The following is a 13,816-nucleotide window of genomic DNA, read 5'->3' on the forward strand; positions in this document are numbered from 1 at the left end:
CAAAGGGGGGAGGGAAGCGGCCATTGCGACATCCCGGCGCCGCCGATTCAGCCCCCGGCCAAACGCAACACCGCCGCATCCGCATCCGCCACGGATGGCACGTCCGGCTTCTCGGGCCGGCGCACCATGACCACCGGGATGCGCAAGGCCCGCGCCGCCGCGATCTTGCCGTAGGTGGCCGCCCCGCCGGCGTTCTTGCTGACCAGGATCTCGATTCCAGCCTCGCGCAGGTAGTCCGCCTCGGCCGCCCCGTCGAAGGGCCCGCGGGCCTGGAGTTCCGTCAGGCGCGGCACCGGCAGGGCCCCGCCCACCGGCTCGATCGTGCGGACGACGTAGGCGTGCTGGGGCGCGGCCGCGAAGGCTGCGACTTCCTGGCGGCCGATCGTCAGGAAGACTGTTCTGGGCGACTCGCCCAGAGCGGTGACACAGTCGGCGACGGAGTCGACCTCGGTCCAACGGTCGCCGGGCTGCTGCAGCCAGGCCGGCCTGCGGATCGCGAGCAGGGGTACGGCCGCCGCCCGCGCCGCCTCGGCGGCGTTGCGGGACATCCGGGCCGCGAAGGGATGCGTGGCGTCAACCAACCGGTCGACCCGGTTCTCGGACAGGTATCGGGCGAGGCCCTCCGCGCCGCCGAAGCCGCCGATCCGGGTCGCTACGGTCTCGCGTCTGGGCGAGGCGGTGCGTCCGGCCAGCGACAGGGTGAGGTCGAAGCCGGCTCGGCCCGCCAGCGCCCGGACCAGGGCGCTCGCCTCGCCGGTGCCGCCGAGGATGAGGATGCGCATGGGCGTGTTGTCCATGAGCGATAGCGACCTGTCGAGCGGCATGAGCGATAGCGACCTGTCGAGAACGATGAGCGATCGGCCGGAGCCGGACACCCCCTGGCTCTCCATCGTCGGCATCGGCGAGGACGGCCGCGCCGGCCTGTCGGAGGCCGCCCGCGCGGCCCTGGACGGAGCGGCCGTGGTCTATGGCGGGCGCCGCCACCTGGCCCTCGCTGCGCCGCTCTCCGCCGAGACCCGGCCCTGGCCGAGCCCGATCCACGCGGCCTACCCTGACATCCTGGCCCGGCGCGGGCAGCAGACCTGCCTGCTCGCCACCGGCGATCCGTTCCACTACGGCATCGGCGCCGAGATCGCCGCCCATGTCCGGGCCGACGAGATCCGCGCCTTCCCGCAGCCCTCCGCCTTCAGCCTCGCCTGCGCCCGGCTCGGCTGGCCCTTGGCCGACTGCGCCTGCCTCACCCTGCACGGCCGGGCGCTCAGCCGGATCGTGCCGCACGTCCAGCCGGGCGCCCGCCTCCTCGTCCTGTCCTGGGACGGCGCGACGCCGGCCGCGGTGGCGGCCCTGCTGCGCGAACGCGGGTTCGGCCGTTCACGGCTCACGGTCTGCGAGGCAATGGCCGGCCCGCGCCAGCGCCTTCGGACAGTCTCGGCGGAGGATTTCGACCTCACGGAGATTGATCCCCTGAACACTATCGCCATCGCGGTCGAGGGCGGCCCGGAGGCGCGGACGGTCGCCCTCAGCACGGGCCTCGACGACGCCTGGTTCGAGAACGACGGGCAGCTCACCAAGGCGGAGATCCGGGCGGTGACGCTCTCCGCCCTGCGCCCGCGCCGGGGCCAGCTTCTGTGGGACGTGGGCGCTGGCGCGGGCTCGGTCGGTATCGAGTGGATGCTGCGCCATCCCGCCATGCGGGCCGTGGCCATTGAGGCCAACCTGGCCCGCGCCGCCCGGATCGCCCGAAACGCGCAGACGCTGGGCGTGCCGGACCTCGCCATCGTCGAGGGCACGGCGCCGGACGCCCTGGTGGCTCTGCCGCAACCGGATGCGGTCTTCGTCGGTGGCGGCGTGTCCGAGCCCGGCGTGCTCACCGCCGCCCTGGCGGCGCTCCGGCCGGGCGGACGCTGCGTGGCCAACGCCGTCACCCTTCAGGGCGAGGCCGCCCTGCTCGCGGTTTTCGCCGAGCGCGGCGGTAGCCTGCGCCGCCTGTCCATTGCCCGCGCCGACACGGTCGGCGGCCTGCACGGCTGGCGCAGCGCGATGCCCGTTACGCAATGGGCGTGGACCAAGCCATGAGCCTGGCGCCCGCAAGGCTCGTGGCCGGCATCGGGTTTCGTCGCGGAACGGAAAGCTCGGAGATCGCGGCCCTGATTGAGCGGGCGCTCTCCGAGGCGGGACAGGCGCCGCACGCCCTTCAGGCCATCGCCACCGCCGCCGACCGGGCCTGCGAGCCTGCGATCCGTGCCGCTGCCGCCGCCTTCGGCCTCGCGCCGGTTGGCGTCGAGGCCCCGGCGCTGGCCGCCGTCGACGGGCGCGTCGTCACGCGCTCGGCGCGTATCGAGACCTTGCGCGGCGTCGGCTCCCTGGCGGAGGCTGCGGCGCTTGCCGCAGCGGGTGTAGGCGCCCGTCTCGCCCTTCCCCGCATCACCAGCGCGGGCACCACCTGCGCGCTCGCCGTATCGGCATCCCCGTCATGACCGTCCACTTCATCGGCGCCGGACCGGGTGCGGCCGACCTCATCACGGTTCGCGGGCGCGACCGCATCGCCGCCTGCCCGGTCTGCCTCTATGCCGGCTCGCTCGTCGCCCCCGAGATCCTGAGCTGGTGCCCGGAGGGCGCGCGCATCGTCGACACCGCGCCGCTGGACCTCGACGCGATCGTCGCCGAGATCGCGGCCGCCCACGAACGCGGGCAGGACGTGGCCCGGCTGCATTCCGGCGACCTCTCGATCTGGAGCGCGCTGGCCGAGCAGATGCGCCGTCTCGACCGCCTCGACATCCCCTACACCGTGACCCCGGGCGTGCCCGCCTTCGCCGCGGCAGCGGCCGTGCTGCGGCGGGAACTCACGCTGCCCGGCGTGGCGCAATCGGTGGTGCTCACCCGCACCTCGGGCCGGGCCAGCGCCATGCCGGAGCGGGAGACCCTGGCCGCCTTCGCCGCCACCGGCGCGACCCTGGCGCTCCACCTCTCGATCCACGTCGTCGGGGATGTCGTGGCGCAACTGACGCCTTTCTACGGGGCCGCCTGCCCGGTGGCAGTGGTGTTCCGCGCCACATGGCCGGACGAGCGGGTGATCGCGGGCGACCTCGCCTCCATCGCGGGCCAGGTGGCGCAGGCCGGCCTGGAGCGCACCGCCCTGATCCTGGTCGGGCCGGCTCTGCGTCCGGAGGAGTTTCGCGAGAGCGCCCTCTACGCCCCCGACTACGACCGGCGCTTCCGGCCCGGCGGGGCGGTGGCGGCGGAGGGCGCACGGTGAGCGCGCCGGGGCTCCTCATAGCGGCACCACGGTCGAGTTCCGGCAAGACCACGGTGACGCTCGCCCTGATGCGGGCGCTGGCCCGGCGCGGCGTGCGGGTGCGCGGCGCCAAATGCGGGCCGGACTACATCGACCCGGCTTTTCACCGGGCAGCGACCGGGCATCCGAGCTTCAACCTCGACAGCTTCGCCATGGAGGCCGGGCTGCTCGACGCCGTGGCGGGTCTCGCCGGGGCGGAGGCCGACCTTGTCGTGGCAGAGGGCTCGATGGGCCTGTTCGACGGGGTCCGGGCCGCGGAGAGCCGCACGGGGGCCAATTCCGACATCGCGGCGCGCTACGGCTGGCCGGTGCTCCTCGTCCTCGACGTGTCGGGGGCCGCGCAATCGGCCGCGGCCGTTGCGCTCGGCTGCGCCCATTACGACCCGCGCATCCGAATCGCCGGCGTGATCCTCAACAAGGTCGCCAGCGCCCGCCACCGCAGGCTGGTGGAGGCTGGATTGGAGAGGGTCGGCATCCCGGTCCTGGGCGCGCTGATGCGGGATGCGGGTCTCGTGCTGCCCGAGCGCCACCTCGGTCTCGTCCAGGCCCGCGAGACCGCCGACCTCGAAGCCCGCCTCGACCGGCTCGCCGACCTCGCCGAGGCCGGGCTCGACCTCGACGCGATCCTGGCGGCGGCGGCCGGCACGACCCCGCCCGCGGGCGGCGGCCGCCTGCCCCGGCCACCGGGCGGGCGCATCGCCGTGGCGAGCGACGCCGCCTTCACCTTCCTCTATCCGCACCATGAGGCCGGCTGGCAGGCGGCCGGCGCCGAGATCGTGCCGTTCTCGCCGCTCGCCGACCAGGCGCCGCCTGCCGATTGCGACGTGTGCTGGCTACCGGGCGGCTACCCGGAACTGCATGCCGGCCGACTCGCGGCAGCCCGAAACTTCATCGGGGGCCTGCGCGCTTTCGCGGCGGAAAAACCGGTCCACGGAGAGTGCGGCGGCTACATGGTGCTCGGGCAGAGTCTGGAGGACGCGGCTGGCATCACCCATCCGATGGCGGCCCTGCTGCCGGTCGCGACCTCCTACCGATCGCGAAAATTGCATCTCGGCTATCGGGTGGCGCGCCTGCTGGCGGACGGCGTCCTGGGTGCGGGCGGCACACGGCTCGTCGGCCACGAGTTCCACTATGCCAGCGAGGTGACGGGGCCGCCGGACGAGGCGGAGGCGCTGGCCCGAGTGACGGATGCGGAGGGTACCGATCTCGGCCCGGCCGGCCACCGGCGCGGGAGCGTCACCGGAAGCTTCTTCCACCTGATCGCGTCGGAGGCGGCGTGAGGCCGGACCCTATGTCTCGGCTTCACCGTCCGGCAGGGGCGTCGCCTTGATGTGCGCGAGCCGCGCTGCAGACCGGACGATCGACAGCACGTCGCGGCGGAGTTGATCGTCCTCGATCAGGGCGTAGGCGCGCAGCAATTCGATTGCGCCCGGGGCGTTGAGGAAGCCGAAAACGTCGTCGCTGCCGACCTCACCGCCCTCGCTCTCCTCGAAGAAGGCCGCGACAGGAACTTCGAGCAGCCGCGCGATCTCGCGCAGGCGGCCAGCGCCGACGCGGTTCTGGCCCTTCTCGTATTTCTGGACCTGCTGGAAGGTGACGCCGACCGCGGTGCCCAGCGCGGTCTGGCTCAGGCCGCGCGCCTTGCGCAGGGTGGTGATGCGAAGCCCGACGAGGCGGTCCACGTCGGTCGTCTGTTTGGGCATCATGCTTCCGCACCGCTCGAGGTCCAGGGACGCCATCCGCCGCCACCCGTTGCGATGCGCGTCGCGTCGTCCACGTTCACCCGCGAGCGTTCGGGCGAGCCGTGCGGTCGGCGCCCGCCGTGATATGGGCGGGCTCCGGCCGTCGAATGCTCCAGAGGCGCGAGCGATATCCGCGTCGCCTCTCCGGCCATCAGATAACGGCTCTTACGCACAGCTTGGGCACAAAGTCCATGCGGGCGCTGTGTCCCGCACCGGAGACCGTGAGGATATGAATGCTTAGTCTCATCATACAACATCTCGGCCTGCGACGATCACGGCCTCACGAGCACGCTGATATAGGATATCGGTCTTTGGCCAAGCTGTCGCATTTTGAATTCAGAATAGGACGGTCGTCCTTCATCATCGAGACGCGCCGCGGCGAGGCTTTCGCGGCCCCTCGCCCCCGGTCTAGGATGACCCGCACCCGGCCTCGATCGAGCCCGCAGGGAGACACCACCGATGTTCATAGCCATGAACCGCTTCAAAGTGGTTAAGGATTCCACCGCCGATTTCGAGCAGGTCTGGCTCGGTCGCGACAGCCATCTCGGCGAGATGGCCGGCTTCGTCGAGTTCCAGCTGCTGCGCGGGCCGGAGGCCGAGGACCATGTCCTCTACGCCTCGCACACGATCTGGCGCTCCAAGGCCGATTTCGACGCGTGGACCCGGTCCGAGCAGTTCCGCAAGGCTCACAGCCGCGTCCCGACCACCAAGCCGCTCTATCTCGGGCATCCGCAGTTCGAGGGCTTCGAGACGATCCAGACCGTGGCCGCCGAGCAGGCCGCCGACGCCGCCTGAGGCGCTGACGTTTCAACCCGTCCCGGCCTGGGTTTCGCGGGTACCCCTGCGACATCCCGGCCGGCGGCGCTCAGGCTGCCGGGCGCAACCGCGGCAGGAACACCGCCAGGTGACCGAGCAGGGGCAGATAGGCGCAGACTGCGCAGACCGTCTCGATGCTTGTATGGTCGGCGGGTTCGCCAAGGAACGCTGCACCGAGCCCGCCCATGCCGAAGGCGAAGCCGAAGGACAGCCCGCCGACCAGACCGATCCGGCCCGGCAGCAGTTCCTGCGCGTAGACCAGGATCGCCGGCATCGCCGAGGCGAGGATCAGCCCGATCGGGATGGTGAGCACCACCGTCCAGGCGAGACCGACATAGGGCAGCGCCAGGGTGAAGGCAGCACCCCGAGGATCGAGCCCCAGATCACGGGCTTGCGCCCGAGGCGGTGGCCGATCGGGCCGCCGAGGATGGTGCCGGCCGCCACCAAGCCGAGGACCACGAACAGGAGCACCTGGGACTGCGCCACCGGCACGCCGACCCGGTTGATCAGGTAGAACGTGTAGTAGGACGAGAAGCTCGCCACGTAGAAAGACGCGGGGAAGATCAGCGCGAGCAGCACGGAGATGGTGAGGCCGACCCGCGTGCGCGACAGGGAGCCGCCCGCCGGACCCGTGGATGCCGCCAAGCGCTGGACTGCCGCGAACCGCCTCCGATACCAGCGGCCGCCGCCCGTCAGCACGGCCATGCCCGCGAGCGCGGCGAGTGAGAACCAGGCCACGCTGCCCTGCCCGTGCAGGACCACGACGAAGGCCGCCAGCAGGGGCCCGAGCGCCGTGCCGGCATTGCCGCCGACCTGAAACATCGACTGGGCGAGGCCGTATCGGCTTCCCGCCGCTAGGCGCGCCACGCGGGAGGCTTCAGGGTGGAAGATCGCCGAACCGAACCCCACCAGCCCCGCAGCCGTCGGCAGTAGCCCGTAGGCCGGCGCCACCGCGAGCAGCTGCTGCCCGGCGAGCAAGGAGGCTATCCCGACCACCGGGGAGAATGGCAGCGGCCTGCGCTCGGAATAGAGCTCCGCGACCGGCAGGAGGATCGCGGCCGTCACCTGGAACACGGAGGTGATGAGGCCGATCTGGCCGAAATCCAGCGCAAACCGGCTCTTTAGGAGCGGGTAGATCGCCGGCAGGAGGGAGTGCGCGAGGTCGTTGGGAAGGTGCGACAGGCTGAGGCCCGCAAGAATCGCGAGCGTCGGGCCCGAGCGTATCGCGGCCGGGCTCGTCCCCACCGCGCCGCCCCGGTGGAAACGCCCCGGTATCTGCCACCTCGATCGGCCGTCCCGCCATGTCCGTCCCGCTCTGCGTCGCATCACGTGCCTTGGTGTGCACGCCCCGGTGCTCCCGTTTTGACGCCCTGGCTAAAACGTGACGGCTTGGTCCGCCAAGGTGTCCGCGGTTGCGTGAGGGGATTCCCATTGGGCGCAAGCCATTTGCGTTCCGGACAAGTCCAGTCTCAGCATTCCTACCCGCTTGCCAGTCCGGCGGGCCGCCCGTAGCGCGAGTCTGGACATGATGCCGTCCAGGCAGACGGCCCGGCGATTGCTCAGGAGTCTTCGAAAACCGAGCCCGAACGAACTATTGGTTCAGTCTGGGACGCGATCCGCTTCAGAACGGAACATGGTCCGACAGATGTTTCAAGACCGGTTGCCGCAGAACTATCAGATACTGCCGAGCCAGACCGAGCGTCGGCGCAAAGTCTGGAGCGGGCTTCTGCCCCGCCGCAGTCGCGCGGCGTTCCGCTTCGGCATCTCGGCCTCCGTGGCCGTCGCCGACCTGACGACCATCGTCCTCACGACGCTGCTGGTCGATGCCGGCTACTATTACCTGCACATCGCCGGTGCCGTGCCGGCCCCATGGGACGGCAAGAACTGGCAACTGTCGGGGGTGCTGGCCCTGGTCATCGTCCTCACGAACGCCCTGCGCGAGGAATACGCCATCGACCACCTGCTGACGCAGAAGTCGAGCCTGCAGCGCACCGCCTCGCTCTGGCTCGTGGCCTGGGCCGGCCTCCTCGTCGTGGGCTTCCTCACCAAGACGACGACGGAGTTCTCCCGCATCGTCGCCATCACCGTCTTCGCAGCCGGCCTGCCCGCCCTGATCCTGGCGCGGGTTGGCACGGTGGCCCTGGTGCGGCGGAGCGTGACCCCCGCGTCGGCCTCCGTGAGCCGGGTCCATCTCGTCGGCTTCGAGGAGGACATCGCCGCGTTCTACAAGAGCAACGAGGCGGACGCCCTCGGCCTGCGCGTCGTCGGCACGAGCTACCTGCGGCGCGTGGATGTCGGCGCCGACGATGCGGCGCGCCACGCCCAGACCGCGGAGGACCTCGACCTCGCGGTCTCGGTGGTCCGCTTCCTGCGCCCCGACGACGTGTTCATCCTGGTGCCCTGGACCGAGACCGCCGAGGTAGAGCGCTGCATCGATGCCTTCCTGCGGGTGCCGTCCGCCTTGCACCTGCGGCCCGGCGCCGTGCTCGACCGCTTCCCCGACATGCAGGTCTCCCGCGTCGGCCGGCTCTCGGGCATCAACATCGGCCGCCGGCCGCTCAACCTCGGCGAGATCCTGCTGAAGCGCACCCTCGACCTGAGCCTGGCGCTGGTCGCCCTGGTCGGCCTCGCCCCGCTGTTCGCGCTTGTGGCCGTGCTGATCAAGCTCGACAGCCCCGGCCCGGTGTTCTTCCGGCAGAAGCGCTACGGCTTCAACCAGCAGCCCTTCGGCGTGTTCAAGTTCCGCAGCATGAAGACTGAGCAGAACGCCGTGTTCAAGCAGGCCAGCCGCAACGACGCGCGCATCACCAAGATCGGCGCCTTCCTGCGCCGCTCGAACCTCGACGAGTTGCCCCAGCTCCTGAACGTGGTGAAGGGCGAGATGTCGCTCGTCGGCCCGCGCCCCCATGCGCTCGCCCACGACCGCAGCTTCGAGCGCCGCATCGCCCTCTACGCCCGGCGCCACAACGTCCGGCCCGGCATCACCGGCTGGGCCCAGGTCAACGGCTGGCGCGGCGAGACCGACACCTCCGAGAAGCTCCAGCGCCGGGTGGAGCACGACCTCTACTACATCGAGAACTGGTCGGTGCTGCTCGACCTCCAGATCCTGCTCACGACCCCGTTCGCCCTGCTCAAGACCGAGAACGCGTATTGAGGCAGGAGCATCGAGCCGGCCCGGGAGACGGCCTGAGGCTTCCCGGAAACACCCCGGGCTCCGGCGATCGAACCGGACCAAGGATGCGCGCGAACGCGATTGACGCGCCCCGGCGCGGGTCTTAAACGATCGTCACTGCCGCTCGACACCGAGCGACGGGCCCAGGTGGCGGAATTGGTAGACGCGCTGGTTTCAGGTACCAGTCTTGCAAGAGGTGAAGGTTCGAGTCCTTTCCTGGGCACCATCAGCCGCTAAGTGGTTGATTCATTGATATCATAGGCAGAATCGAGCCAAACCGGTATACATAACCGGTGCACACGTTCGATGAGCCTTCGCATGACAACTGCGACAATTCGCCGAGACTCTTCGTACCGTCAGTATCGAAAACGGGTGCCAGCCGACGTTCTCAGTCGGGTGAAGGGCCGCTCTTACCTGCTGACCCTGCCTGCGTTCGGGGCAGCGCCCGAATCGGTTGTAGAGGTCAAGATTCGGCCTACGATCAGCTTCTCGCTTCGAGTACGTGATCCAGCTGCTGCCAAGATGCGCACTGGCGCAGTCAGTGCTGAGCTTGAGCGTATTTTCGAGGCCATTCGCACCGGCCCCATCGACCTCAATCGTCAGCAGATGGTAGCGCTATCGGGCAAAGTATACGATTTAATTGTTCGGCAGTTTGAGAAAGACCCCGGTGAGCCTGAAGATTGGGAAGCTTGGAAAGGCTTCACTTGGGCTGCAATCGAAGGTCGGGTAACAAACCCGCCGTCAATTTCGTGGCGTAATTTTATGACCGAGAGGCATAGTGCGCTTGGTCATTTTGGCGTCGATAGTGGTCCTGAACTGCTAGATACAATCGCAAGATCGCCGCCTGGCGATAACACCGCTAGTCTTGAGCTTCGTTTTGGATTGCTCACTTCGATGGTGTTGGGACGCGAAGGACTTGAAATAACTGAGAAAAGCCGCCTTGAGCTTTTGCGCTGGATTGGCGACGCGGCGTTAGACGCCGGGGTGGCCATGAAGAAGGCCTCCCAAGGCGATTATACGCCCGATCCTAAAGCTGCTCGATTCCCTCCCTTTCAGTCGAGCACGCTGCCTGAAAGCGTAAGCTTGACCGATCTTTTTGATAGGTGGAAAGCGGAGAACAAGCCCGCGGCCAGCACCATCACGACCTGGCGAGGAATTATCGGCGACTTCAGAAAGCACCTAAAGTACGACGACGCGGCACGGATCACCGACCATGATATTGTCGCATGGAAAGACACGAGGGTGGCGGCTGGCCGATCTGCTAAGACGATTAACGATTCGGATCTCGCCTGTTTGCGCGCAATATTTCGCTTTGGAGTAATAAATAAAATCATTACTCGTAACCCGACTGAAGGCATTAAAGTCAGGGTGAAAAAGGAGGCTGGGAAGGGTAGACTGCCTTACACGAACGATGAAGTCGCGCGACTCCTCGCCTGTGCTGAAATGGAGACGCTACCTTATCTTCGCTATGTTCCGCTTTTGCTTGCTACGACAGGATCGCGTGTTCAGGATATAGTTCAACTCTGGTCTGAAAATGTGACTGAGGAAGATGGCGTCCCGGTCCTGCGGATTACGCCGGCACCAGACGGTGCAAGCCTCAAGACCGTCGGATCAGAGCGTGTGATTCCCATGCATCCTGCTGTGCTCGCGTCTGGTTTTGTCGAGTTCGCGCGGTCAATGAAAGGGCCGCTGTTCTATGGCGGTCGGCCTCGCCGGAATGTCCGAAAGGATGGCGAAGGTAGGCATCCCAGTAAAGGTACATCAAACCGTGTAAGCAAGTGGGTGCGCGAGTTGCCGGGCTTTCAAGACAAGCGCAAGGATCCCAATCACGCCATGCGGCATTGGCTAAAGTCCGCTGCTGCAAAAGCAGGCGTTTTAGATTCGGTTGCTAACTACATCCAGGGTCACACGGATTCGAGCGTCGCTGGCCATTACCGACATTTCGACGATATGAAGAGCCTCGCGGCTGAGTTGGCCAAGATACCGATCCCAACAGTAAAAACGTGAGGCGCATAATAACAGTGAAAGACAAATCGTCCTGGTTTGTTTGCGATTTAAACTTCAAATAAATCTCCCCTATGCTCACTATATTCTGCAAAAAAACTTGTCTAGTGTTGTCGGAAGACCGCTTGAACGAGTGTCTATAATGCTACGGTCAACCGCTTCTGAAATTGGCTGCTCGACCAAGCGTTCGCCGATGCGCCAGCTTGGCAAGCGCGGCAGCGATTTTAGCTTCCCCCACGCCGTCGGGATCAAAGGGACCGCCATGCCATGCCGTGCCATGCCAGCATGGCCTTTGCTCGCGATGGCGCAGTTAGGTTACCGCCCGCACGAACTCCCCGCAGTCCGGTCTTCGGGGCGCGGGTGAGTGGCAGCCTGACGAATCGTCTTAGGGACGGGAAGGGGCGCCGCGGATGCCGATCAGCAGGAAGGACCTCGCGGACGCAGGCTCACCGGAGGCGCTCGTCAAACGTATCCTCAAGGCCGAGCCGGACCTTCCGGTGCCCGTGCCGATCCAGGAACTATGCGCGCGGCTCGGCATCAAAGGGATCGAGGACCTCGACACCGACGAGTTCGAGGGCGGTCTCGTTACCGATGCGAAGCGATCCGAAGGAATTATCCTAGCCAAGTGCGGGGGCGAGCCGCGTCGCCGCTTCACCACCGCGCACGAACTCGGCCATTTCCTGATGGCGCACCACGTCCCGGATCAGCCCGGCCGGTTCCTGTGCAACAGCTCCGACCTGCTACGCCTCACGGCCAAGGCAGGCGACCAGCGCCAGCGCAGGGAGGTCGAGGCCAACCGCTTCGCCGCTCTCGTGCTGATGCCCCCGCACCTGCTGCGCGGGGCCATGACAGCCTTTCGCGAACCCGATTTGCAGCACGTTCTTGCGCTCGCGCGCGATTTCGGCGTCGGCAAGGAGGCGGCGGCTCGGGCCTACGTGCAGTACCACCCTGGGCGGATCGCCATCGTCGTGGCGGGCAACGGCCGGGTGCAGCGGTGCTACCGCAGCCTCTCCTTCCCGGCGATCATCGGTGCGGTCGGCAGCCTGGTCCCGGTACACTCGCTCTTTCACAGGAGTCCGACTCGGCCGAACATCACGAGCGACATCGCCGCGTGCAGTCCCGATCTCTGGATCGATGTAAAGCGCGACCTTCGCGCGCCGTCCCTCTACGAGCAGGTGTACCAGCAGCAGAACGGCTTCGCGATGATCCTGCTGCGTCTGGAACCCGTCCCGGAGGAGAGCGCGGAGGAGCGCAGGCTGGAGGAAGGCTGGCGCCACCGCTTCCACTCGGGGCGACGGTAGGCGAGACTCACGCAGGATCGGATTTCTGAGCGCCGCTACGATCGCGGCCTCACCGATGTTGTCGGGATCATATCTTGAGGATCGAATCGCGTTCACACGTACCGAGTCCTTTCAGGGTCGTAGCCATGGTTCAGGACGTTGATGAAGGCGACGACTGGCGATCGGTAGGCACGCGTCCGCAGGATGCCTTGGCCCTCGAAACGGCACGGCAACGGGCGCAGGAGCCAGATCGGGGCCGCGACGCGCGCCGTCCATCAGAGATCCCGAAAGCGGGGTGGAAGGACATCCTATGGCGCGCCGTGTGGGCTCTGCCGAAGGATCGGGTACTCACCACCGCAGGTGGCGTTGCCTTCTTCGCCCTGCTCGCAGTGTTTCCTGGGCTTGTTGCTGTGGTCTCGATCTACGGGTTGTTTTCCGATCCCAACGTGATCAGCCAGCATGTCAGCCTCCTGACCTACATCCTCCCTACCGCCGCACTCGAATTGCTCTCCGAGCAGCTCGTGCGGATCGCGGCTCGCAGCACGGGGTCGCTGAGCCTCACCTCGACGATCAGCCTGCTGATAGCCGTGTGGAGCGCAAACTCTGGTGTCAGCGCCCTCTTCGATGCCTTGAACGTGATCTACCGGGAACGGGAGGATCGGACCCTGGTCAATTTCTACGGCACGACTTTCCTCTTCACCCTCGGCGGCGCCGCGTTTCTCCTCTTGACGATCAGCGTGGTGGTCGTGCTTCCGGCGATCATGGAACGCTTCGGGTTCGGGGGACTGGCCGATACGATCCTGTCCGTGATCCGGTGGCCCGTCATCCTGGTCGTGGTGAGCCTCAGCCTGACTCTGATCTATCGCTACGGCCCGAGCAGGCGCCGGGCAAAATGGCGCTGGGTGACCTGGGGCAGCGCGCTGGCAGCGTGTCTCTGGGCCTGCACGTCCGGCGTGTTCTCCTGGTACGTAGCGAGCTTCGACAGCTACAACCGCATCTACGGGTCTCTGGGCGCTGGCATCGGCCTGATGTCGTGGATGTGGCTCTCGATTGTGGTCGTCCTGCTTGGCGCCGAGATCAATTCGGAGATGGAACGCCAGACCGCCCGCGACAGCACCGAGGGACGGCCGAAACCCCTTGGCGTCCGGGACGCTTTCGCTGCCGATAACGTCGGACCAGGCCGGGAATAGACGACTTTCCCGACGTAAGCACCGCACGGATCATTGGACTGAAAGTGACCCTTCTCAGCCGTTCGGAAGGTCTGCTTGTGGGTGATGCGATGGCGTCGGAAGAACCGCCACAGGCCGCTCGTGCTGATCGCCACGCCGCGCCAAGGCGTCGCGCAGTTTGCGCAGGAAGAGCTCCAAGCGCGCCTCATGGATGGAAAGGAGCAGGTCGGCGTGCGCCTCGACCCGGCGTGAGGCGTGGTCGCCCCCTACACAGGCGTGTCCCGCGCCTGCTGCTCTTCCCAAGTGGCCACCTTCCTGCTGGCCACTTGGGAAGAGCA

11 protein-coding genes, 1 tRNA gene and 2 pseudogenes are annotated in these 13,816 nt (G+C 67.3%); 10 read left to right on the plus strand and 4 right to left on the minus strand.

Features of this window, described 5'->3' with window-relative positions:
* Positions 1–47 precede the first annotated feature (47 nt).
* Positions 48–782: a cobalt-precorrin-6A reductase gene (locus COGEMETH_RS20560; protein ID WP_373875405.1), complete on the minus strand. Its 735-nt coding sequence runs from the start codon at positions 780–782 to the stop codon at positions 48–50.
* Positions 783–849: 67 nt separating this feature from the next.
* Between COGEMETH_RS20560 and cbiE the strand changes: the two genes are divergently transcribed.
* Genes cbiE through COGEMETH_RS20580 form a run of 4 tightly spaced genes read left to right on the plus strand, consistent with a single transcriptional unit; the run spans position 850 to position 4,575 of the window.
* A complete protein-coding gene (gene cbiE, locus COGEMETH_RS20565; protein WP_238184466.1) occupies positions 850–2,076 on the plus strand; it encodes a precorrin-6y C5,15-methyltransferase (decarboxylating) subunit CbiE in 1,227 nt (408 codons plus the stop codon).
* Positions 2,055–2,477 (plus strand): cobalamin biosynthesis protein, encoded by a 423-nt coding sequence (locus tag COGEMETH_RS20570; RefSeq protein WP_238184467.1) that lies wholly within the window; start codon positions 2,055–2,057, stop codon positions 2,475–2,477. The genes cbiE and COGEMETH_RS20570 overlap by 22 nt, the downstream gene beginning before the upstream one ends.
* Entirely contained in the window at positions 2,474–3,256 is a 783-nt protein-coding gene (cobM, locus tag COGEMETH_RS20575; RefSeq protein WP_238184468.1) for a precorrin-4 C(11)-methyltransferase, read from the plus strand. The genes COGEMETH_RS20570 and cobM overlap by 4 nt, the downstream gene beginning before the upstream one ends.
* Positions 3,253–4,575, plus strand: a complete 1,323-nt coding sequence (locus COGEMETH_RS20580) for a cobyrinic acid a,c-diamide synthase CobB (protein ID WP_238184469.1) — start codon at positions 3,253–3,255, stop codon at positions 4,573–4,575. Before cobM ends, COGEMETH_RS20580 begins: the two co-directional genes overlap by 4 nt.
* 9 nt (positions 4,576–4,584) lie before the next feature.
* On the opposite strand, the gene COGEMETH_RS20585 is transcribed toward COGEMETH_RS20580, so the two are convergent.
* Entirely contained in the window at positions 4,585–5,001 is a 417-nt protein-coding gene (locus COGEMETH_RS20585) for a helix-turn-helix domain-containing protein (protein WP_238184475.1), read from the minus strand.
* A gap of 495 nt (positions 5,002–5,496) precedes the next feature.
* Here COGEMETH_RS20585 and hmuQ point away from each other — a divergent pair, with 495 nt between their 5' ends.
* Positions 5,497–5,832, plus strand: a complete 336-nt coding sequence (gene hmuQ / locus COGEMETH_RS20590; protein ID WP_238184470.1) for a heme-degrading protein HmuQ — start codon at positions 5,497–5,499, stop codon at positions 5,830–5,832.
* 70 nt (positions 5,833–5,902) lie between these two features.
* On the opposite strand, the pseudogene COGEMETH_RS20595 reads toward hmuQ, so the two are convergent.
* Positions 5,903–7,128: pseudogene (locus tag COGEMETH_RS20595) on the minus strand (MFS transporter).
* A 370-nt stretch (positions 7,129–7,498) separates the two neighbouring features.
* Between COGEMETH_RS20595 and COGEMETH_RS20600 the strand changes: the two are divergent.
* The 5 genes from COGEMETH_RS20600 to COGEMETH_RS20620 all read left to right on the plus strand — a co-directional run bounded on the left by COGEMETH_RS20600 (position 7,499) and on the right by COGEMETH_RS20620 (position 13,499).
* Complete coding sequence (locus COGEMETH_RS20600; protein WP_238184471.1) at positions 7,499–9,007, plus strand: undecaprenyl-phosphate glucose phosphotransferase; 1,509 nt, start codon at positions 7,499–7,501, stop codon at positions 9,005–9,007.
* 159 nt (positions 9,008–9,166) lie between these two features.
* Positions 9,167–9,251: transfer RNA gene (locus tag COGEMETH_RS20605), tRNA-Leu, on the plus strand.
* Between the two features lie 146 nt (positions 9,252–9,397).
* Positions 9,398–11,032 (plus strand): tyrosine-type recombinase/integrase, encoded by a 1,635-nt coding sequence (locus COGEMETH_RS20610; protein WP_238184472.1) that lies wholly within the window; start codon positions 9,398–9,400, stop codon positions 11,030–11,032.
* A 407-nt stretch (positions 11,033–11,439) separates the two neighbouring features.
* A complete protein-coding gene (locus tag COGEMETH_RS20615; RefSeq protein ID WP_238184473.1) occupies positions 11,440–12,330 on the plus strand; it encodes an ImmA/IrrE family metallo-endopeptidase in 891 nt (296 codons plus the stop codon).
* Positions 12,331–12,455: 125 nt separating this feature from the next.
* The gene (locus tag COGEMETH_RS20620; protein WP_238184474.1) at positions 12,456–13,499 is read left to right on the plus strand and encodes a YihY/virulence factor BrkB family protein; all 1,044 of its coding nucleotides are present in this window, start codon (positions 12,456–12,458) and stop codon (positions 13,497–13,499) included.
* Positions 13,500–13,570: 71 nt separating this feature from the next.
* On the opposite strand, the pseudogene COGEMETH_RS25845 reads toward COGEMETH_RS20620, so the two are convergent.
* Positions 13,571–13,816: pseudogene (locus COGEMETH_RS25845) on the minus strand (hypothetical protein); the annotation flags it as partial.

The sequence above is a fragment of the Methylobacterium trifolii genome, assembly GCF_022179685.1.
GTDB lineage: Bacteria > Pseudomonadota > Alphaproteobacteria > Rhizobiales > Beijerinckiaceae > Methylobacterium > Methylobacterium trifolii.

Excerpts from the sequence above, each read along its gene's own strand:
- COGEMETH_RS20560 (WP_373875405.1), bottom strand. The coding sequence starts at position 782 with ATGCGCATCCTCATCCTCGGCGGCACCGGCGAGGCGAGCGCCCTGGTC.
- cbiE (WP_238184466.1), top strand. The coding sequence starts at position 850 with ATGAGCGATCGGCCGGAGCCGGACACCCCCTGGCTCTCCATCGTCGGC.
- COGEMETH_RS20570 (WP_238184467.1), top strand. The coding sequence starts at position 2,055 with ATGGGCGTGGACCAAGCCATGAGCCTGGCGCCCGCAAGGCTCGTGGCC.
- cobM (WP_238184468.1), top strand. The coding sequence starts at position 2,474 with ATGACCGTCCACTTCATCGGCGCCGGACCGGGTGCGGCCGACCTCATC.
- COGEMETH_RS20585 (WP_238184475.1), bottom strand. The coding sequence starts at position 5,001 with ATGATGCCCAAACAGACGACCGACGTGGACCGCCTCGTCGGGCTTCGC.
- hmuQ (WP_238184470.1), top strand. The coding sequence starts at position 5,497 with ATGTTCATAGCCATGAACCGCTTCAAAGTGGTTAAGGATTCCACCGCC.
- COGEMETH_RS20600 (WP_238184471.1), top strand. The coding sequence starts at position 7,499 with ATGTTTCAAGACCGGTTGCCGCAGAACTATCAGATACTGCCGAGCCAG.
- COGEMETH_RS20615 (WP_238184473.1), top strand. The coding sequence starts at position 11,440 with ATGCCGATCAGCAGGAAGGACCTCGCGGACGCAGGCTCACCGGAGGCG.
- COGEMETH_RS20620 (WP_238184474.1), top strand. The coding sequence starts at position 12,456 with ATGGTTCAGGACGTTGATGAAGGCGACGACTGGCGATCGGTAGGCACG.